The organism is Flavobacterium sp. WC2409 (genome assembly GCF_041200085.1).
GTDB lineage: Bacteria > Bacteroidota > Bacteroidia > Flavobacteriales > Flavobacteriaceae > Flavobacterium.
In genome coordinates this window covers 2,914,075-2,932,478 of sequence record NZ_CP165625.1, presented here as the reverse complement: position 1 = coordinate 2,932,478, position 18,404 = coordinate 2,914,075, and the positions used below count along the sequence as shown (strand labels likewise).

The window sequence follows — 18,404 nt, the reverse complement described above, 5'->3', positions numbered from 1 at the left end:
TTCCAATGCAAAAAAAAACAGAAAACACATATCAAGAAATAGTAAAAAGTAAGGCAGATAGAAAAAAACTATTGGCCATTTTGTTGGATCCAGATAAAATTGTCTGGAGAGATTTGGATAATTTGATTTTGAAAATTAATCAATCTCCTGCTTCACATGTTTTCATTGGTGGGAGTTTGGTAGAATCGAATCGAATCGATGAATTAATTATTCGATTAAAGCAGAACGTTAATTTACCAATCGTTCTTTTTCCAGGCAATCCGTCTCAAATTTCAAATGAAGCCGATGCGATATTGTTTCTCTCCTTATTGTCAGGAAGAAATCCAGATTATTTAATAGGCCATCAGGTTATAGCAGCTCCAATTTTAAAACAAAGTAATCTCGAAATTATTTCGACAGGTTATATATTGATCGAAAGCGGAAATGAAACTGCCGTAGCCAGAGTTAGTAAAACAAATCCTGTAGCGAGAAGCAACGGTGATTTAGTGCTTGCAACTGCCCAAGCGGGCGAAATGCTGGGTAATAAGCTCATTTATTTAGAAGCGGGTAGTGGAGCGCAGCAAGCAGTTCCATTTGAAATGATTGCATTAGTTGCTCAAAATTTAGAAATTCCTTTAATTGTTGGGGGTGGAATTGTAGATTTACAAGGAATTCAAAAAGCATATGCTGCAGGGGCTGATTTGGTAGTTATTGGGACTGCTTTTGAAAAAGATTTTAATTTTTTTAATCACTTTAATCAATGATAGATTTTTTTTTAAATGCTTACAAAGATGTAAGTATGATGCATATTGTATTAGAGTTTATAGCTTTCGTTTTTGGGATATTAAGCGTTTGGTTTGCTAGACAAGAAAATATTTTAGTATATCCTACTGGATTGATAGCCACAATAATTTCAGTATATTTACTTTTTATAGCTGGTTATCTTGGTGACATGATGATTAACGGTTATTTTACAATTATGAGTATTTATGGTTGGTATAAATGGACTAGAAAGACAAAAGATAGCGACTCATTGCCAATAACGAGAACAAATGGTAAAGAAAAATTAATTGGTATTTTGTTGTTTTTTGTGACAATTTTCGTAGTTTTCGGGATATATAAATTATTTGATTATAAAATTCATAATGATAATTATATAGACATCATTGCCTCTGGTGTTTTCTTTACAGGGATGTGGTATATGGCCAATAAAAAAATCGAAAATTGGACGCTTTGGATTATTGGTGATATAATTGTAACACCGTTGTATGCTTATAGAGGGTTAGGGATGTTGTCTTTACAATATTTAATATTTACAATTTTAGCTGTTTCAGCTTATTTAGAATGGAGGAAAATCTTAAACAAAAGCAGTCTGCAATTATAAAAATTGCTATGTTTGGCCCTGAAAGTACAGGGAAAACAACTTTAGCAAAGCAACTTGCGGAATACTATAAGACACTGTGGGTTCCAGAGTTTGCGCGTGATTATTTGCAAGAAAAATGGGATAAGCAGCAACTTGTTTGTGATGTTAATGATATGCTACCCATTGCGTATGGCCAAACTAAATTAGAAAATGATGCTCTTGCTCATGCAAATGATTATTTGTTTTGTGATACCAACTTAATGGTGACAAAAGTTTTTTCTGAAGTTTACTATAATTTTTGCGACCCTTCGCTAGATAAAGCTGCGCTTAAACATGAATACGACTTGTTTTTTCTTACTGATATCGATGTGCCGTGGGAAAAAGATGATTTGAGGGACAAGCCAGAAGGTAGAAAATCTGTTTTTGAGGTTTTTAAAAGGGCATTGATAGAAAATAAAAAACCATTTATAACACTGTCTGGAGATAAAAATCTTCGATTAAATACTGCAATTTCTATTATTGATGATTTAGCTAAGGCTAAAGAAATGGGTTTGAGCTCCCGTGATTTTGTACAGATTTATGAATATGGGATTCCATTAGAGAATATTCGAAAACAGTTGTCGATATTTAAAAATGGTGTTAAAAAAACGGTGTTATTAGAGCCTGCAACCCTATACAATGGAATCTTAAAACTATCCGAAATTGAATTTAAAGAGAAAGCCGCTTATTTTGATTCAAATAAGGCGGAATTAAAGTTAGAGAAATTTGTTCCAGCATCTGGCGCTGCTAGTAGAATGTTTAAGTTTTTGATTACTTTTTTGAATGAATTTGATGTTGAAAACGAAAGTATTAAGGCTTATGTAAATAGAAAAAAGAATAGTAAGCTACCTGTTTTTGTGGTAGGGTTGGAAAGACTCGCTTTTTATGAAGAGATAAATAAAAAATTAAAAGAAGAATTTATAAGCTTTGACTCTCTTCATCGCAATTTAAAAAATTACTATTTTATAAAATTAATGTTATCGGAGGATTATTTTGATTTTTCTAATAAACCAAAAGGAGTTCTTCCATTTCATAAATATGAAACACATAACGCAACAGCAATAGAAGAACATTTGTATGAATGTGCTAATTACTCCAGTTCAAATGGGGTTTCAAATTTACATTTTACTGTTTCTGAAACTCATTTAGAGCAATTTGAAGATATAATAAAAGAGGTTAAACCTATAGTAGAGAAAAAAACGGAAACTTCAATAAGCGTGAATTTTTCTTTTCAAAATAAAAGCACTGATACAATTGCAGTGGGTTTAAACAATAAACCTTTTCGAAATGAAAATGGGAGATTAGTGTTTAGGCCTGGTGGTCATGGGGCATTAATTAAAAATTTAAATGAGTTAGATGCTGATATTGTTTTTATAAAAAACATTGATAATGTAACTCAAATTAATCACGAAAAAATTTCATTGTATAAAAAAGCATTAGCTGGAATTTTGATTGATTTACAAAAAAAAATATTTTTATATCTCAATGCAATTGATACTGATGCATTTGATCAAGAATTATTAGAGGAGACAATGACGTTTTTGAAAGAAAAAATAAACATGTCATTTTCTTCTGATTTTCAAAGTCTTACATTTGAAAACAGCGTTAAGGAAATTAGGGATATTTTAAATAGACCTATTCGTATTTGCGGTATGGTTAAAAATGAAGGTGAGCCAGGAGGAGGTCCTTTTTGGACGAAAGAGAATAATGGAAATGTATCACTTCAAATTGTAGAATCTTCGGAGGTAGATTTATCAGTTAAAGCACAACTGAAAATTATGGAAAATGCTTCTCATTTTAACCCTGTAGATTTGGTTTGTAGTTTAAAAAACTACAAAAATGAGAAGTTCGATTTAATGAATTTTGTGGATCATAATCGCGGATTTATTGTTAGTAAAAGTATTTCTGGGAAAGATATAAAAGCTTATGAATTACCTGGTTTATGGAATGGAGCAATGGCTAATTGGTTAACGGTTTTTGTACAGGTACCTTTAATTACCTTTAATCCAGTTAAAACAGTGAATGATTTATTAAACCTAGCGCATCAACCCCAATAGTTTTTGAATTAGTAAGAAAACATAATGGAAGTTCAAAAAATTATATCAGAATTACAGTACAAGGCGGTTCGTAGCAGTGGTGCTGGTGGGCAAAATGTAAATAAGGTCTCTTCAAAGATTGTATTGACTTTTGATTTGAAAAATTCTACTGCTTTGTCTGATGAGGAAAAAGCAGTGCTTGAAATGAGTCTTTCCACAAGATTAACCGCTGATTTGATTTTGATACTCAACTGTGATGAAGACAGAAGTCAATTAAGAAATAAGGAAATTGTCACTAAACGATTTTTGGAATTAATTAGAAAGGGACTAATTGTACAAAAACCGAGAAAAGAGACTAGGGTTCCAAAATCAGCAATAAGAAAGCGTATTAAAAATAAAAAAAACATTTCTCAATTAAAACAAAATCGGAAAAAACCGGATTTGGATTGATTTGATAATAAAGCTTCTTTTTAACTTGTTTTGTTTTATTTGTTATTCCGGTTTTATTTGCATTTTCATGTTTGATTTTTATCTTTTTTAAGATTACATTTGCCCCGTCTCAAAGGGGTGCTCTAAATAACGAGCTGAGATTATACCCAACGAACCTGGACGAGTAATGTTGTCAAGGGAAAAAATGATAAATCAGTACTGCTTACGCTGTCTGCTTGTCATAGGAACAATCATTTATTAATTTAACAAAAGAATAATTCCCCCTTTTATTCGTAATTTTATTTACGGATGAATACTATTATTGATTACAAAGTCGCAAAGTTGCAAAGCAGCAAAACTGTAAAACAACAAAAATTGACAATCTCAACGTCAATTCTTTTTTCTCTTTTTTCTTTTCTTTCTTTTTCACAAGTAAAAGATACGACTAAGGTGAATCAACTCGATGAGGTACTGGTTTCAGCGGTTCGGGTTACTACAAAAACGCCAGTTAGTTTTAGTAATTTAGATAAAAAAGACATCAAGTTTAGAAATCTAGGTCAAGATATTCCTATTTTGATGAACTATCTACCTTCGGTTATTACAACATCAGATGCTGGAAATGGAGTAGGTTACACAGGAATTCGGGTACGAGGTAGTGATGCTACCCGTGTGAATGTAACTATTAATGGAATCCCTTATAATGACTCTGAAAGTCACGGAACGTATTGGGTAAATATGCCCGACTTTGCTTCTTCAGTAGAAAGCTTGCAATTGCAACGTGGTGTAGGAACATCAACAAATGGAGCAGGAGCTTTTGGAGCTAGTTTAAATATGTTGACTGATGCCTACTCTAAAGAGAGTAATGGGGAGATTTCTAATTCTTTTGGAAGTTTCAATACTAGAAAACATACAGTTAAATTCAGTACGGGATTAATGAACAATCATTTTGAATTGGCAGGACGATTGTCAGCTTTAAAATCAGATGGTTATATTGATCGCGCTAGTTCCGACTTAAAATCGTATTTCTTACAAGGAACTTATGTAGGTAAAACAACCTTGATTAAAGCGTTGGCCTTTGGGGGAAAGGAAAAAACCTATCAATCTTGGAATGGTATTGATGCGGAAACATTGATCAGTGACAGGACATTTAATTCAGCTGGAATATTTACAGATGAATCTGGAAATACACGATTTTATGATAATGAAACGGATAATTACCAACAAGATCATTACCAATTGCATTGGAACGAAAAAGTATCTGATAACTGGAATACAAACCTAGCTTTTCATTATACCAAAGGGAAGGGGTATTATGAAAATTACAAGGAAGATGCTGATATGGCTGATTATGGTTTACAGCCTGTTGGGACAGTGACTATTACCGACCTTGTCCGTCAAAAATGGTTAGACAATGATTTCTATGGAACTACATTCTCTGCTAATTATAAAAGTGAAAAGTTAGATGTAATACTTGGAGGAGGATACAATAAATACGAAGGAAGTCATTTTGGAAAAGTAATTTGGGCACGTTTTGCTTCAACAACCGAATTGGGAGACCATTATTATGATGATTATGCCACCAAAACTGATGGAAATGTTTTTGCAAAAGCCAATTATCAAATTGCAGAGAAGTTTAGTTTATATGGAGATTTACAATTGAGAAATGTACGTTACAAAGCAGATAGTCCTGAAACAGGAGTAGTAAATGACAACTTTAATTTCTTTAATCCAAAAGCAGGATTGAATTTTGAGATTAACGACAACAATCAACTGTATGCTTCATATGCAAGAGCGAATCGTGAACCTAATAGAACCGATTATGAAAACGGAAGTCCAAGACCTGAAAAGTTAAATGACTTTGAATTGGGATTGCGTCATAGTACTGCAAAAGTAAAATTAAACGCAAATGTCTATTATATGGCCTACAAAGATCAGTTGATCTTAACGGGACAATTAGATGATGTAGGAAGTCCAATTCGCAAAAATAGCGGGGATAGTTATCGCTTAGGTGTAGAGGTTGATGCTACAATAGCAGTATTGGATAATTTAATCATTCGACCAAACTTTACCCTAAGTAGTAATAAAAATAAAGATTTTCATTTTGAAAGAGACGGAGTCTTAACTGCTTTAGGAAATACTAATATTGCCTATTCACCAGATTTTATTGCGGGGAACATAATCACTTTTATGCCAATTACTAATTTTCAAGTTTCGTTTTTATCAAAAATGGTTGGTCAGCAATACATGGGAAATATAGATTCAGAAGGGTCTAAATTGAAGTCTTATTTTGTAAACGACTTGAATGTTTCATATGAGTTTACACCGAAGTCAGTATTCAAATCAATTTTAGTAACAGGATTAGTTAATAATATTTTTGATTATAAATATGTGTCCAACGGTTATTTCTATACGTACGATGATAACTGGAGCGATCCAAATCAAATTAAAACGATAGAAGGAGCAGGGTACTATCCACAAGCTGGAATTAACTTCCTTGTAGGATTAACATTGAAGTTTTAGATAAACATAGTGAAACGTATAAAAAAGCCCGAAAGTTTTTATTTTCGGGCTTTTTTATTAATTATACACGCGTAATACATTTCCATTTACTTCAACTCGATATTGTTTTAAAGGATATTGTAATTTTCCTTGTCCAGTAAACAAACTATATTCAGTGTCATCACATGGGCAAACTACATTAATGCCTTTTAATGTCATCGTAGAGCAACTGCTAATTGCTTGATTAGGGCAGGCGGCATCAAATGCATTGTAGCCACTTCCTGTATTGAAAATATAAATTCCTTTTGCTCCAACACTAGAGTAATAGATAGCATTGCTAGGATATTGTAAGTTTGAGTAAGCAGGTAAATTCATGTTGATATCAACAGTAAAAGTATAGCTAGGTATATAGGGGTTTTTATTATTGAAATCACTGTTGCTACAGCCCCAAAAAGCAGTTATAATAACGAGTAATACGATACATTTTTTCATTAAATAATAATATTTTAAAAGTATTAGTTAAACAAATTTAAATTATTTAACTTTGAATTAGATATGATTAACATATAATTATATACTAAAAAAATAATACTATCTTTGTGGAAAGAAATCCCGTCCTGATGGGATTTTTTCTATTTATATAAGCTAAGAGAATTTAAGTTTGATTTGGGTTAAACTAAATGAAGAATGATACTCACACTTTTAATTCAAAGCTTACATATGACCCAACAAATAATATAATTAAACTATGAGCGCAATATCTTATTACACAGCAGAAGGATTAAAAAAATTAAGAGAAGAGTTAGATTATTTAAAAAGTGTCATGCGTCCAAAAGCTTCTGCAGATATTGCTGAGGCAAGAGATAAAGGAGATTTGTCTGAAAATGCAGAATACGATGCAGCCAAAGAGGCTCAAGGGATGTTAGAAATGAGAATTGCTAAACTAGAGGAGGTACATTCAAACGCTAGATTGATTGACGAAACACACCTTGACCTTTCTAAAGTATTGGTTTTATCTATTGTAAAGATTAAAAATCAAGCCAACGGAATGGAAATGAAATATACTTTGGTAGCTGAAAGTGAAGCAGATCTAAAAACAGGAAAAATTTCAGTAACATCTCCAATAGGGAAAGGATTGCTAGGAAAATCAGTAGGTCAATTTGCTGAAATTACGGTGCCGAATGGAGTGTTGAAATTTGAAATTTTAGAAATTTCACGTGACTAATTTTGTACTCAATTATCGGATATATTAAAACTTCAAATGAACTTAAATTATGAGTAGCATATTTACCAAAATTGTAAACGGTGAGATTCCTTGTTTTAAAATTGCGGAGGACGATAACTATTTGGCCTTTCTTGACGTAAATCCTAATGCTAAAGGGCATACACTTTGTATTCCTAAATTTGAAGTTGATAAAATTTTTGACATGGACGAAGCGCATTATCTGGGATTAATGCATTTCTCTAGAAAAATAGCTATAGCCTTAGAGAAAGCCGTTCCTTGTAAAAGAGTAGGAATGGCAGTTGTAGGGCTTGAAGTACCTCATGCCCATGTTCATTTAATTCCTCTTAATGAAATGGATGAAATGCGTTTTCAAAATAAAGTTTCTTTAACTAAAGAAGAATTTGAATCGTTGGCAGAGCAAATTCAATCCAATTTGTAGTTTATCAGCACAATCCAATAAAGTGGTACGGTTTTCGTTTAAAATGAAATAAGCAATTGCTAATTTTAATTTAGAGCGCACCATTACAATGAAAAATAGTTTTTTATTTCTTTTTATCACTTTCTTTTTCTCCCTGTTTTGTTTGGGTCAAGCCAAAATAGAGTACGCTTCAATTGATAAGAAAATGGCTGAAATTCCAAATCGATTGACCTTTTCTACAAATTCAATTGCGGATTATATCACATCTAATTTTAAAACTAATGACGAAAAAATTCGGGCAGTTTTTTATTGGACTGCATCAACAATCAATTATGATATTGAAAACATGCGTGTCCTTAACTATACCGATACTTTTGAAAATAGAATAAAAAACACATTAAAAACTAGAAAAGGAGTTTGTAGTGACTATGCAGAAATATTTAAAGACATTGCAATTAAAGCAGGAATTAATGCCGTAGTGATAAACGGATATACAAAATATAAAGGAGAAATTCTTACTGACCCACATGCTTGGTGTGGTGCTAATATTGATAATAAATGGTATGTTTTTGATCCAACTTGGGGTGCTGGTTATATAAGAAATGGTGTATTTGTTAAAGCAATTGATAATTATTATTTTAAAACAGATCCAAGTAAAATAATTTCATCTCACATTCCATTTGATTATATGTGGCAATTTCTTAATTATACAATATCTAATAGGGAGTTCTATAATAGTCAAACCCAAATCAATTCATCAAAAAAACGTTTTGATTTTGATTCAGAAATTTCAAGATATAATAACCTATCTGAGAAAGAGCAATTAATAAGTTCTTCGGAAAGAATTAAAAAGAATGGTGTTATCAATTCTATGATTTTGGATCAGCTTTCTTATGAGAAAAAGAAAATAGAATATTACGATCAAGTCAAAGCTTTAGACGATTTTAAAATAATAGTAAACTTATATAAAGAAGGGATTAATAAATTAAATGAATTCATTAATTATAGAAACAAGCAATTTAGACCCATTCATTCAGATGAAGAACTAAAAAGAATGATACGTAACCCCAAAGATATATTTAGTAACTGTCAATATTTGTTGAATAATTTGGGGCAAGTAGGTGATAAAAATGTTGCAAGCCTAAATTCAATAAAAAAATCTTTAAGTGTTGCAATGCAATTGACTCAAGAACATGAAAAGTTTGTGTTTAAATACTTAAGTAAATCAGAGCCAGCAAGAGAGACTGTGTTTCGTACCATCATTAGATATTAAGCGGCTTATTCTTTTTTAATACAATTTGCATGGTGGTTCCTTTCCCTATTTCAGAATTTAATACTCTAATTTTTCCTTTGTGATATTCTTCAACGATTCTTTTTGTTAAAGAAAGGCCCAATCCCCAACCTCTTTTTTTAGTAGTAAAGCCGGGTTCAAATACTGTTTTGAATTGTTGTTTCTGAATTCCATTTCCGGTATCGGACACATTTATTTTCACATAATCATTATCCTGTTCAATTTTTAACGTTAATTTCCCTCTTCCTTTCATAGCGTCAATGGCGTTTTTGACCAAGTTTTCTATAGTCCAACTGTGTAAGCTAGAGTTCAGCATAACGTATATGGGTTTCTCTGGAGCTTCAAATATAAATTCAATTTGTTTAGAAAAACGGGATTGTAAGTAGTGATACGATTGCTGTGTTTCTTCAACGATATTTTTATTTTCTAATATGGGTTCTGATCCTATTTTCGAGAAACGATCTGTGATAGTTAGTAAACGATCGATGTCTTTTTCAATTTCAGTTGTAATTGACTCAGCTACGTTATCTGCTTTTAATATTTCTACCCACCCTATTAAAGAGGAGAGTGGTGTGCCTATTTGGTGTGCGGTTTCCTTGGCCATTCCAGCCCAGAGTTTATTTTGAGTTGCAATTTTTGTACTTCGATAAAAATAATAGACTAAGGCGGCAAATAATACAATAATCAGTAATAAAGCAATAGGATAATATTTAAGCTTATTTAGTAAAGCAGAATTTCCATAATATAATTTTTGAAATTTCCCAGGGCCGTATTTAATTACAATTGGGTCATTTTCATTTTTTAAGTCATTTAAAAAAAGAGTTGCTTTATTGCTGTCTTTTATAATCACTTCATCAATATTAACGGTATTTATAATGCTGTCATTTTCGGTAAGAATGATGGGTATCGACGTATTGTTACTGAATATTTGTAATGGCAATTCGACATCAGTATTTGCATCAGCATTTATAAGTGTTTTTTGAGCATTTGCCCAAAGATTCATTTTTAAACGTTCTTCGTTTTTAAAAATTTGAAAAAAAGTATAGGTATTCCAAAGTATCAGAGAGATAATCAAAAATGAAGCAAAAATAATAATCCAACGACTTGTATTTCTTCTTTCAGAAAACTGCATAAATGTTATTTTGAGGTATAAATATAACGAAATAAATACTGGATTGTTTTAGTAGGTGAAAGAAAGTTTTTTACGTGGTATTAAACATTTAAGATTAAAATAGTGTACCTTCTTTTTTAAACTTAAACGATTTGCTTACTTTTGTAAACCTAGCGATTTAAACAAATAAAAACGATAAAAAGTATGATTAGTATTGATCCAAAAAGTGTTGGAACTGCTGTGTTGCAAGGTTATTTACAGGGTTCTGTTGGGCCAAGACCAATTGCATTTGCAAGTACTATAGATGAAAACGGAAATCCCAATTTGTCTCCTTTTAGCTTTTTTAATGTTTTTAGTGCTAATCCACCGATTCTAGTCTTTTCACCAGCCAGACGAGTACGTGATAATTCGGTAAAGCATACCTTAATTAATTGTGAAGCTACAAAAGAAGTAGTCATCAATGTTGTCAATTTTGATATGGTGCAACAAACTTCACTTGCTAGTACAGAGTATGCTGATGGGGTAAATGAATTTTTGAAATCAGGGTTTACTGCTATACCATCTGATCTGGTAAAACCTTTTAGAGTAAAAGAATCACCAGTGCAATTTGAATGTAAAGTAATTGAGATTATTGCTTTGGGGACCGAAGGCGGAGCTGGGAATTTAATTCTGTGTGAAGTGATTAAGTTGCATATTGATGAAGCTATACTAGATGAAAACGGAGCTATTGATCAACATAAAATTGATTTAGTTTCCAGGCTAGGAGGGAATTGGTATTCAAGGTCAAATCAAGGATTGTTTGAAGTACCAAAGCCATTGTCCACTCTTGGAATTGGGGTAGATGCAATTCCTAATCATTTGAGGAATAGCGTTGTATTTGACGGAAATGATTTTGGTAAATTAGGAAACATAGAAGCCTTGCCTACAACAGAAGAAGTTAGTATATTTGTAAAACAGAATTTTTCGATAAAAGCAGTTTTAAGCTCAGATGACCAAAAAAATGTGCATTTGGAAGCAAAGAAATACTTAGATGAAAACGATGTTCTTTCTGCATGGAAAGTACTTCTTGCAAAAAAATAATCTTAAATAACAATTAAAATAAAGGAAGATGGAAGTTACAGGAAAAATTAAAGTTGTTAATCCAGAACAACAAGTTAGTGCCTCATTTAAAAAGAGAGAATTAGTTGTTACTACAGAAGAGCAGTATCCACAACATATTATGATTGAGTTTACTCAAGATAAATGTGATTTGTTAAACAATTATAGTATTGGTGAACCTGTAAAAGTTTCAATCAATTTAAGAGGTAGAGAATGGGTTAATCCACAAGGTGAAACTAAATATTTCAACAGTATTCAAGGATGGAGAATTGAAAAATTAGTTGCCGATGCTCCAGCAGCTTCAGCACCTATGCCAGCAGCACAAGCATTTGCTCCTGCTACAAATATTAATGAAGATGAACCAGACGATTTGCCTTTTTAATAAAAAGAAAAACAAAAAAAAGCCTTGAGTTTATCTCAAGGCTTTTTTTGTTTAATCAATTCCCATCTCAATAATTAGGTTTTATAAGTAACCCAAATCCAATTTTATTGCCAATTTGGGGATAAATGAAAGCAGTTGTCTTTTTTGTTTTTCCAAATCGCATGGATTGAAAAGGATTGTAATACGATACTAAAATTCCCGATGCCAGGCCGATTCCTGCTCCAGTCAACACATCAGAACTGTAATGTTTGTTATTGGCTATTCGAAAAACTGCGGTAGTAGTAGCAAATAGAAAACCACTACTTGCATACCAAATATTAGAGTCTTTATATTCGTTGAACAACAGTGCTGCATTCGTAAAAGCGATGGCCGAATGTCCAGAGGGGAAACTCAAATTGTCTGATTGGTCGGGGCGTTCTTTTTTAATGGTATTTTTAAGAATCTCAACAATAATTAAACTGGTTGCGTTGGCAACGACAATATCAATAGTTTGGTGTTTAAAGTTGTTTTTGGGTTGAAAACCTAAATAACGTCCTGTATAAATTTGTGCAATTGGAACTAAAGGGAATATGTTGTCAGCTGTAGAATGGAAATTTTTTCCAAAAAAATTATTTGATTTATCTTGTATTTCCTGATTATCATCCGTATTGAGTAATATTACTCCGGCTGTGATCATAGCAGTTGGAACAATAAAAGGTTTATAGCTGAGTTTCTTGGAAGTTGATAACGTATCAATTTTTTGTCCATACATTTGTGTTGCCAATACTATAAAAACAAGTAGAATTGATTTGTATTTCATAAGGATGACTTTATTATAAGAATGAATGGGTTGAAAATTAAAATTGTATACCAAAGTTAAGTGTAATGATTTAGATATTATTTAAAATATGTATTATTTGTCTCAAGATTTATTTTTTCCAGATGTTAGTTTAACGCATTCTTCTGGTATTATTGCGTTGGGTGGTGATTTATCTCCCGAAAGGCTGCAATTGGCCTATAAAAGCGGTATTTTCCCTTGGTTTGAAGATGGTGAACCTATTACTTGGTGGTCTCCTAATCCAAGAATGGTTTTGTTTTTAGATGAATTGATTGTTTCTAAAAGTATGCGAAATATTCTAAATCGGGATCTCTTTACTGTTACATTTAATCATAATTTTAAAGACGTTATTTCTAATTGTCAAAAAATAAAACGAGACGGTCAAAACGGAACATGGATTACCAATGATATGATTGATGCTTATTGCAAATTGCATGAATTGGGAGTAGCAAAATCAGTTGAGGTTTGGCAAGATGGGGAATTAGTTGGTGGTTTGTACGGAATAGATTTGGGTCATGTTTTTTGTGGAGAAAGCATGTTCTCTAAAGTTTCTAACGCTTCCAAAGTCGCTTTTATCTCGTTAGTGAATCATTTAAAGGAAGCCAATTATAAACTCTTAGACTGTCAAGTTTATAATCCTCATTTAGAAACTCTAGGATGCCGAGAAATCGAAAGAGAAGATTTTATAACCATTCTTGAAAATAAAGGGTAGGGCCTTATCCAGCTGTCCGTTACAAGTCCTCCTTAAAAACCTTTTTTTCTAAAGTCATAAAAGGAGCTTCCTACGGTCGCTCTTTTATGACTTTAGAAAAAAAGTTTTTTAAGTCCGGGCTTTTTACTCCCATCTGGGGCAAAACACATACAATCCTACAAAGAAAACTACGACACACAATCTACATAAATCAATAAGAAACACAGTAAACAGAATAATTTGAAATCCGTTTTAATCCGTGTTTTTGCTTCAGTAAATCCGCGTCATCGGCGTTCCATTCCACACAATCAAAATTGACTTTAAGACTGACTTAAAACTTCAATTTAGTAAATTGCCAGTCCAAAGTTTTAAACAATACCAATTCATTCCTCAAACTCGGCAACCCAATAATTAATTTCAATGTTTCATGTGCCATCATGGTGCCAATCATTCCCGGTAAAGTACCCAATACACCATTTAAATTGCAGTTAGGAACATCTTTAGGATCAGGTGCCTCCGGAAATAAATCACGCAAGTTTTTACTGTCTTGGTGATTAAAAACAGCAAGTTGTCCCTCAAAACCTAGAATACTTCCATATACAACTGTTTTTCCTAAAGTTACGCAAGTGTCATTGACTAAATAGCGGGTAGCAAAATTATCGCTACCGTCGACGATAATATCAAAATTGGCAATAATTTGTATGGCATTATCTGAAGTTAATTTTTCTTGAAAAGCATCAATTTTAATTAATGGATTTAAAGACTCTATAACTGATTTTGCTATAATTGCTTTCGAATGGCCAAGATGTTTTTCAGTATATAAAATTTGACGGTGTAAATTGTGTAGTTCTACAATATCAAAATCTACTATTCCAATAGTTCCCACTCCTGCAGTGGCTATATATTGTAAAACGGGACAACCCAATCCTCCCGCACCAATAACGAGTACTTTGGCTTTTTTTAGTTTCTCTTGTCCCGCATTACCTATTTCGGGAAGCATGGTTTGGCGGTTATAGCGCAAAAAATCTTGTATTACACCCATTTTATTTTATATATTAAAGTATGAGGTTTTTATGTTTAATAATAGTCTATTGGAAGCTCTTGACTTTAATTAGACTTTTGGCTAAAAGTCCTGTCCCAATCTTTCCAAACCGGTTCATATCCGCTATTAGAAATTATTGATGCAATTTCAAAAGAAGAACGTTCGTCGCTAATTTCAAATTGTTCTAACGATTGTGGATCTACCACATATCCACCTGGATTTGTTTTAGAACCTGCACTCATACTAGTAATACCAAGTGGAATAATATTGTTTCTAAATTTTTCATCTTCACGTGTTGATAAAGAAATCTCTAGATCTTCATTCCACAAACGATACGCACAAATGAGTTGGGCTAAATCTTTGTCGTCCATAATAAAATTGGGTTTTATCACCCCTTCGGCGGGACGTAATCTAGGAAATGAAACAGTGTATTTTGTTTGCCAATAGGTCTTTTGTAAATAATCTAAATGCAAAGCGTTAAAAAAACTATCTGTACGCCAATCTTCCAATCCGAGTAAGACCCCTAAACCTATTTTGTGAATTCCAGCCGATCCCACACGATCTGGAGTTTCTAGTCGATAATCAAAATTTGATTTTTTCCCTTTTGTATGGTATTGTTTATAGACTTCTTGATGGTAGGTTTCCTGATAGACTAATACCGAATAAACACCAGCTTGATGCAAACACTCATAATCTTCTGTGGACAGCGGTTGCACTTCTACGGAAATAATGGAAAACTGTTCTTTTATCACATCTATAGCATTAAGAAAATAATTGATATTAACGGTATAGTTGGCTTCTCCAGTTACTAATAGTACATGATCAAAACCAGCTTTTTTTAAAGCTCCTACTTCAAGTTTAATTTCAGAGTCGGTTAGAGTTTTTCTTTTTATTTTGTTGTCGAGGCTAAAACCGCAGTAGGTACATATATTTTGACATTCATTACTTAAATATAATGGAGCATACATTTGAATGGTTTTGCCAAAACGTTTTTTTGTAAGTTCATGACTTAACTGTGCCATTTGTTCTAAATAGGGTTGGGCTGCAGGAGAAATCAAGACAAGGAAATCAGCTAGGTTTCTTTTAGTTTTAGCTAAGGATTGCTCAACTTCTCTTGAAGTGGTTTGGTATATTTTTGATTTAATGGTTTCCCAATCGTATTGTTCAAAAATAGATTTGAATGTTTTCATAAGCTTAAACGCAAAGTGCGCACGGTTTTTCGCAAGGTTCACAAAGTTTTGCGCGCTTACTGCCTATCTTTGTGAATTTTGCGGTTAATTTATTGATTTAAAAATGCTGTCAAGGGACTCGAAGCCATTGCGTGTTTATATTGCTGTCCCAGCTTGGCTTCATATGCTTTTCGACCTGCAATTACAGCTTCTCTAAAAGCTTCTGCCATTAATATTGGATTTCCAGCAACTGATATTGCAGTATTTACTAAAACGGCGTCTGCGCCCAGTTCCATTGCTTTTGCAGCATCAGATGGTGCTCCAATTCCAGCATCAATAATCACAGGAACTTTGGAGGATTCAATTATAATTTCAAGAAAATCAATTGTTTTAAGTCCTTTATTACTTCCTATTGGTGCGCCCAAAGGCATTACTGCTGCGGTTCCAATCTCTTCTAATCGTTTGCATAAAACAGGATCAGCATGAATATAAGGCAAGACTATAAAACCGAGTTTGGCTAGTTCTTCAGTAGCTTTTAAGGTCTCGATGGCATCTGGCATTAGATATTTTGGGTCGGGATGAATTTCTAGTTTCAGCCAATTGGTTTCGAGTGCTTCTCTTGCCAATTGTGCTGCAAAAACAGCTTCTTTAGCATTTCTAGCGCCAGAAGTATTAGGCAATAAGTTGATGTGAGGATGTTTTAGATGTGATAAAATAGCATCTGTTTCGGTTTCTAAATCGATTCGTTTCAAAGCAACCGTCACTAATTCGCTGGCAGAAGCTAAGATTGCTTCTTCCATTTGTTGGTTCGAACCAAATTTACCAGTGCCTAAAAATAAACGGGAGTGGAAGGTTTTATCTCCTAAATTAAATACTGACATATAATTTTTCGTTAAGTTGAGTAATAAGTTCTGACGGATTTTTATTTTTTGTAATTAAACTAGAAACTGCAATACCATAAATGCCAGTTTCCATTAGGTTTTCTATGTTTTCAAAATCGATACCACCAATAGCATATATAGGTATTTTTATACAGTATGTCCTCATTTTTTCTATGATATCACAATAGCCTTCTAATCCCAAAATTGGGCTCAAATTTTGTTTTGTTGTTGTGTATTGAAATGGTCCCAATCCGATATAATCACAATCTTCAGCAGCTCTTCTAAGAATGTCTTCAAATGTATTAGCAGTACCTCCAATGATTTTTGTAGGCCCCAAAATGGAGCGGGCTTCAATAATCCCCATATCTGTTAAGCCTAAATGGACTCCATCTGCGTCCAGTTGTTTTGCTAATTGGACTTTATCATTGATGATAAATGTGGATGTATAGTCTTGAGTTAACTTTTTTACGGCTTCTGCCAAAGTTAAAACTTCAAGCGCATTTGGATTTTTGAATCGCATTTGGATCCAGTTGCACCCATTGTCTAATGCGCTATGGATAGCATACAACTGTTTTTTGATTGTATTTCCTTGAGAAATGTATTGTAATTTATTATACATAATGATATCCTAATTTAGTTTGATTTGATGCTAAGTATGTTTCTATATATATTTTGGCATTATTACAAGCAGTTAATAAGTCTTGGCCTAAAGCTAAATTGGCAGTAATGGCCGATGACAATACGCAACCAGAACCGTGCTTTTGGAAAACCAAAGTGGTTTTTGGTGAAAGCCTGAAAATTTCATTCTTGCTATATAAATAATCTGTCCCAACTGCAGCTGAATTATGTCCTCCTTTAAGTAAAATTGAAGTGTATTTTGAAAGTGTTAGAGCTATTAGTACTGGGTTTTTTTCATCCAATGAAAACGATAAAATCTCATCGTAATTGGGTGTTATTAAATCTGTTTTTTTTAAGATTTCTATTAATAAATCTTGCTGTTCTACAGTTATAAAATTAAATTGGGTTGTGGATTTCAAAACTGTATCCCAAACGATTTTTGTTTTTGGCGAAAGTCGTTTGATACTTAATACAATTTTTTTTAAGTAATCCAATGAAGGTATAATTCCAATTTTCACTGCTTTTATATCATAGGTACTCAATAATTTTTCTAGTGATTCTAAAACAAAATTAATATCAGTCCATTCTATTTTGAAGAACTCCTCTTCAGTTTGGATAGTATTGGCTGTGCTCATAGCGAAACCATAAACTTGATGTTGTTCAAATGTTTTTACATCTGCTAAAATGCCAGCACCGGCTGAAGGGTCAAATCCTGCTATGCTTAGAACGAATGGGCGAATTGTTGACATAATTTAAAATTTTCTATCGGATTTTTACTGTTCCAAATGGTTCCTAAAAGGGCTACTGAATTAAAACCTAATTTGTACGTTTCTTTGATATTTTTTGAAGAAACTCCACCTAAGGCAACGAGTTTAGTTTTGAAATTAGTTCGTTGTTTTACCGTTTCGATAAGGTTCAGTCTAGGCACATAGTTTGGTTTTGAAATACTTTGATAAATAGGAGATAGGAAGGCGTAATTAAAACCAGTATTTAATGAATTGAAATCTTCTATCGAATGAGTTGAGGTAGATTCTATAAATTGGTCAGCGGTAATCCTTAATTGAAATCTTTTAGTTTCTGTAAAATGAATTCTGTTTATTCCAAAATCTTCAGCTAGATTATGGTGTTGATGCAAAACCAATTTAGAGCAGTGTTTTAATTCGATTTTAGATAAAAACGCTATCATTTCCTCGTCAGAATAATCAGGTTTGCGGACATGAAGCAACTCCAATCCACTCTCAAAAAGAGAATGAATGGTGTTGATTTCATTTGCTATGGGAATAGGGTTTGTGATTACTATCATAATCTTACTTCTT

The 18,404-nt window shown here is 32.7% G+C and carries 20 protein-coding genes; 11 read left to right on the top strand and 9 right to left on the bottom strand.

The features are described 5' to 3' along the window. Nucleotides 1-5: 5 nt before the first annotated feature. The 5 genes from AB3G34_RS12640 to AB3G34_RS12620 all read left to right on the top strand — a co-directional run bounded on the left by AB3G34_RS12640 (nucleotide 6) and on the right by AB3G34_RS12620 (nucleotide 6,366). Nucleotides 6-743 carry a geranylgeranylglyceryl/heptaprenylglyceryl phosphate synthase gene (locus tag AB3G34_RS12640; RefSeq protein ID WP_369752634.1) on the top strand — a complete coding sequence of 246 codons (738 nt, stop codon included), beginning with the start codon at nucleotides 6-8 and terminating at the stop codon, nucleotides 741-743. After that, nucleotides 740-1,363, top strand: a complete 624-nt coding sequence (gene pnuC, locus AB3G34_RS12635) for a nicotinamide riboside transporter PnuC (protein WP_369752633.1) — start codon at nucleotides 740-742, stop codon at nucleotides 1,361-1,363. The genes AB3G34_RS12640 and pnuC overlap by 4 nt, the downstream gene beginning before the upstream one ends. Further along, nucleotides 1,324-3,438: a DUF4301 family protein gene (locus AB3G34_RS12630; protein ID WP_369752632.1), complete on the top strand. Its 2,115-nt coding sequence runs from the start codon at nucleotides 1,324-1,326 to the stop codon at nucleotides 3,436-3,438. The genes pnuC and AB3G34_RS12630 overlap by 40 nt, the downstream gene beginning before the upstream one ends. Before the next feature lie 24 nt (nucleotides 3,439-3,462). Next, on the top strand, nucleotides 3,463-3,867 hold the full coding sequence (arfB, locus tag AB3G34_RS12625; RefSeq protein ID WP_367772254.1) for an alternative ribosome rescue aminoacyl-tRNA hydrolase ArfB: 405 nt from the start codon (nucleotides 3,463-3,465) through the stop codon (nucleotides 3,865-3,867). A 288-nt stretch (nucleotides 3,868-4,155) separates the two neighbouring features. Beyond that, nucleotides 4,156-6,366: a TonB-dependent receptor gene (locus AB3G34_RS12620; RefSeq protein ID WP_369752631.1), complete on the top strand. Its 2,211-nt coding sequence runs from the start codon at nucleotides 4,156-4,158 to the stop codon at nucleotides 6,364-6,366. A gap of 57 nt (nucleotides 6,367-6,423) precedes the next feature. On the opposite strand, the gene AB3G34_RS12615 is transcribed toward AB3G34_RS12620, so the two are convergent. Continuing rightward, on the bottom strand, nucleotides 6,424-6,837 hold the full coding sequence (locus tag AB3G34_RS12615) for a Rieske (2Fe-2S) protein (RefSeq protein ID WP_367755490.1): 414 nt from the start codon (nucleotides 6,835-6,837) through the stop codon (nucleotides 6,424-6,426). A 256-nt stretch (nucleotides 6,838-7,093) separates the two neighbouring features. On the opposite strand from AB3G34_RS12615, the gene greA reads away from it, so the two are divergent. From greA to AB3G34_RS12600, 3 genes are all read left to right on the top strand, one after another. Then, complete coding sequence (gene greA, locus AB3G34_RS12610) at nucleotides 7,094-7,570, top strand: transcription elongation factor GreA (protein WP_367755488.1); 477 nt, start codon at nucleotides 7,094-7,096, stop codon at nucleotides 7,568-7,570. A 49-nt stretch (nucleotides 7,571-7,619) separates the two neighbouring features. Beyond that, nucleotides 7,620-8,009, top strand: coding sequence for an HIT family protein (locus AB3G34_RS12605; RefSeq protein ID WP_369752630.1), 390 nt, complete (start codon nucleotides 7,620-7,622; stop codon nucleotides 8,007-8,009). 88 nt (nucleotides 8,010-8,097) lie between these two features. Continuing rightward, nucleotides 8,098-9,261: a transglutaminase domain-containing protein gene (locus AB3G34_RS12600; RefSeq protein ID WP_369752629.1), complete on the top strand. Its 1,164-nt coding sequence runs from the start codon at nucleotides 8,098-8,100 to the stop codon at nucleotides 9,259-9,261. On the opposite strand, the gene AB3G34_RS12595 is transcribed toward AB3G34_RS12600, so the two are convergent. Beyond that, nucleotides 9,251-10,411, bottom strand: a complete 1,161-nt coding sequence (locus AB3G34_RS12595; protein ID WP_367755482.1) for a sensor histidine kinase — start codon at nucleotides 10,409-10,411, stop codon at nucleotides 9,251-9,253. The genes AB3G34_RS12600 and AB3G34_RS12595 overlap by 11 nt on opposite strands. A 183-nt stretch (nucleotides 10,412-10,594) precedes the next feature. Between AB3G34_RS12595 and AB3G34_RS12590 the strand changes: the two genes are divergently transcribed. Both AB3G34_RS12590 and AB3G34_RS12585 read left to right on the top strand, forming a co-directional pair. After that, nucleotides 10,595-11,470, top strand: coding sequence for a flavin reductase family protein (locus tag AB3G34_RS12590; protein ID WP_369752628.1), 876 nt, complete (start codon nucleotides 10,595-10,597; stop codon nucleotides 11,468-11,470). Nucleotides 11,471-11,498: 28 nt separating this feature from the next. Continuing rightward, on the top strand, nucleotides 11,499-11,870 hold the full coding sequence (locus AB3G34_RS12585) for a DUF3127 domain-containing protein (RefSeq protein WP_369752627.1): 372 nt from the start codon (nucleotides 11,499-11,501) through the stop codon (nucleotides 11,868-11,870). A gap of 67 nt (nucleotides 11,871-11,937) precedes the next feature. On the opposite strand, the gene AB3G34_RS12580 is transcribed toward AB3G34_RS12585, so the two are convergent. Further along, the gene (locus AB3G34_RS12580) at nucleotides 11,938-12,669 is read right to left on the bottom strand and encodes a phosphatase PAP2 family protein (protein WP_369752626.1); all 732 of its coding nucleotides are present in this window, start codon (nucleotides 12,667-12,669) and stop codon (nucleotides 11,938-11,940) included. Between the two features lie 88 nt (nucleotides 12,670-12,757). On the opposite strand from AB3G34_RS12580, the gene aat reads away from it, so the two are divergent. Further along, nucleotides 12,758-13,399: a leucyl/phenylalanyl-tRNA--protein transferase gene (gene aat, locus AB3G34_RS12575; RefSeq protein ID WP_369752625.1), complete on the top strand. Its 642-nt coding sequence runs from the start codon at nucleotides 12,758-12,760 to the stop codon at nucleotides 13,397-13,399. 310 nt (nucleotides 13,400-13,709) lie between these two features. On the opposite strand, the gene AB3G34_RS12570 is transcribed toward aat, so the two are convergent. From AB3G34_RS12570 to AB3G34_RS12545, 6 genes are all read right to left on the bottom strand, one after another. Further along, nucleotides 13,710-14,420: a ThiF family adenylyltransferase gene (locus tag AB3G34_RS12570; protein WP_369752624.1), complete on the bottom strand. Its 711-nt coding sequence runs from the start codon at nucleotides 14,418-14,420 to the stop codon at nucleotides 13,710-13,712. Nucleotides 14,421-14,485: 65 nt separating this feature from the next. Further along, entirely contained in the window at nucleotides 14,486-15,610 is a 1,125-nt protein-coding gene (gene thiH / locus AB3G34_RS12565) for a 2-iminoacetate synthase ThiH (protein WP_369752623.1), read from the bottom strand. Nucleotides 15,611-15,699: 89 nt separating this feature from the next. Beyond that, nucleotides 15,700-16,470 (bottom strand): thiazole synthase, encoded by a 771-nt coding sequence (locus AB3G34_RS12560; RefSeq protein ID WP_369752622.1) that lies wholly within the window; start codon nucleotides 16,468-16,470, stop codon nucleotides 15,700-15,702. After that, a complete protein-coding gene (locus AB3G34_RS12555) occupies nucleotides 16,457-17,089 on the bottom strand; it encodes a thiamine phosphate synthase (RefSeq protein ID WP_369752621.1) in 633 nt (210 codons plus the stop codon). The genes AB3G34_RS12560 and AB3G34_RS12555 overlap by 14 nt, the downstream gene beginning before the upstream one ends. Further along, the gene (locus AB3G34_RS12550) at nucleotides 17,082-17,837 is read right to left on the bottom strand and encodes a hydroxymethylpyrimidine/phosphomethylpyrimidine kinase (RefSeq protein ID WP_369752620.1); all 756 of its coding nucleotides are present in this window, start codon (nucleotides 17,835-17,837) and stop codon (nucleotides 17,082-17,084) included. The genes AB3G34_RS12555 and AB3G34_RS12550 overlap by 8 nt, the downstream gene beginning before the upstream one ends. Further along, nucleotides 17,810-18,391, bottom strand: a complete 582-nt coding sequence (locus AB3G34_RS12545) for a thiamine phosphate synthase (RefSeq protein WP_369752619.1) — start codon at nucleotides 18,389-18,391, stop codon at nucleotides 17,810-17,812. The genes AB3G34_RS12550 and AB3G34_RS12545 overlap by 28 nt, the downstream gene beginning before the upstream one ends. Between the last annotated feature and the right edge of the window lie 13 nt (nucleotides 18,392-18,404).

Coding starts and splice junctions, on each gene's coding strand:
- AB3G34_RS12560 (WP_369752622.1), bottom strand. CDS start 16,470: ATGTCAGTATTTAATTTAGGAGATAAAACCTTCCACTCCCGTTTATTT.
- AB3G34_RS12595 (WP_367755482.1), bottom strand. CDS start 10,411: ATGCAGTTTTCTGAAAGAAGAAATACAAGTCGTTGGATTATTATTTTT.
- AB3G34_RS12605 (WP_369752630.1), top strand. CDS start 7,620: ATGAGTAGCATATTTACCAAAATTGTAAACGGTGAGATTCCTTGTTTT.
- AB3G34_RS12555 (WP_369752621.1), bottom strand. CDS start 17,089: ATGTATAATAAATTACAATACATTTCTCAAGGAAATACAATCAAAAAA.
- AB3G34_RS12580 (WP_369752626.1), bottom strand. CDS start 12,669: ATGAAATACAAATCAATTCTACTTGTTTTTATAGTATTGGCAACACAA.
- AB3G34_RS12545 (WP_369752619.1), bottom strand. CDS start 18,391: ATGATAGTAATCACAAACCCTATTCCCATAGCAAATGAAATCAACACC.
- AB3G34_RS12550 (WP_369752620.1), bottom strand. CDS start 17,837: ATGTCAACAATTCGCCCATTCGTTCTAAGCATAGCAGGATTTGACCCT.
- thiH (WP_369752623.1), bottom strand. CDS start 15,610: ATGAAAACATTCAAATCTATTTTTGAACAATACGATTGGGAAACCATT.
- AB3G34_RS12640 (WP_369752634.1), top strand. CDS start 6: ATGCAAAAAAAAACAGAAAACACATATCAAGAAATAGTAAAAAGTAAG.
- greA (WP_367755488.1), top strand. CDS start 7,094: ATGAGCGCAATATCTTATTACACAGCAGAAGGATTAAAAAAATTAAGA.
- AB3G34_RS12590 (WP_369752628.1), top strand. CDS start 10,595: ATGATTAGTATTGATCCAAAAAGTGTTGGAACTGCTGTGTTGCAAGGT.
- pnuC (WP_369752633.1), top strand. CDS start 740: ATGATAGATTTTTTTTTAAATGCTTACAAAGATGTAAGTATGATGCAT.
- AB3G34_RS12570 (WP_369752624.1), bottom strand. CDS start 14,420: ATGGGTGTAATACAAGATTTTTTGCGCTATAACCGCCAAACCATGCTT.
- arfB (WP_367772254.1), top strand. CDS start 3,463: ATGGAAGTTCAAAAAATTATATCAGAATTACAGTACAAGGCGGTTCGT.
- AB3G34_RS12615 (WP_367755490.1), bottom strand. CDS start 6,837: ATGAAAAAATGTATCGTATTACTCGTTATTATAACTGCTTTTTGGGGC.
- AB3G34_RS12630 (WP_369752632.1), top strand. CDS start 1,324: ATGGAGGAAAATCTTAAACAAAAGCAGTCTGCAATTATAAAAATTGCT.
- AB3G34_RS12620 (WP_369752631.1), top strand. CDS start 4,156: ATGAATACTATTATTGATTACAAAGTCGCAAAGTTGCAAAGCAGCAAA.
- AB3G34_RS12600 (WP_369752629.1), top strand. CDS start 8,098: ATGAAAAATAGTTTTTTATTTCTTTTTATCACTTTCTTTTTCTCCCTG.
- aat (WP_369752625.1), top strand. CDS start 12,758: ATGTATTATTTGTCTCAAGATTTATTTTTTCCAGATGTTAGTTTAACG.
- AB3G34_RS12585 (WP_369752627.1), top strand. CDS start 11,499: ATGGAAGTTACAGGAAAAATTAAAGTTGTTAATCCAGAACAACAAGTT.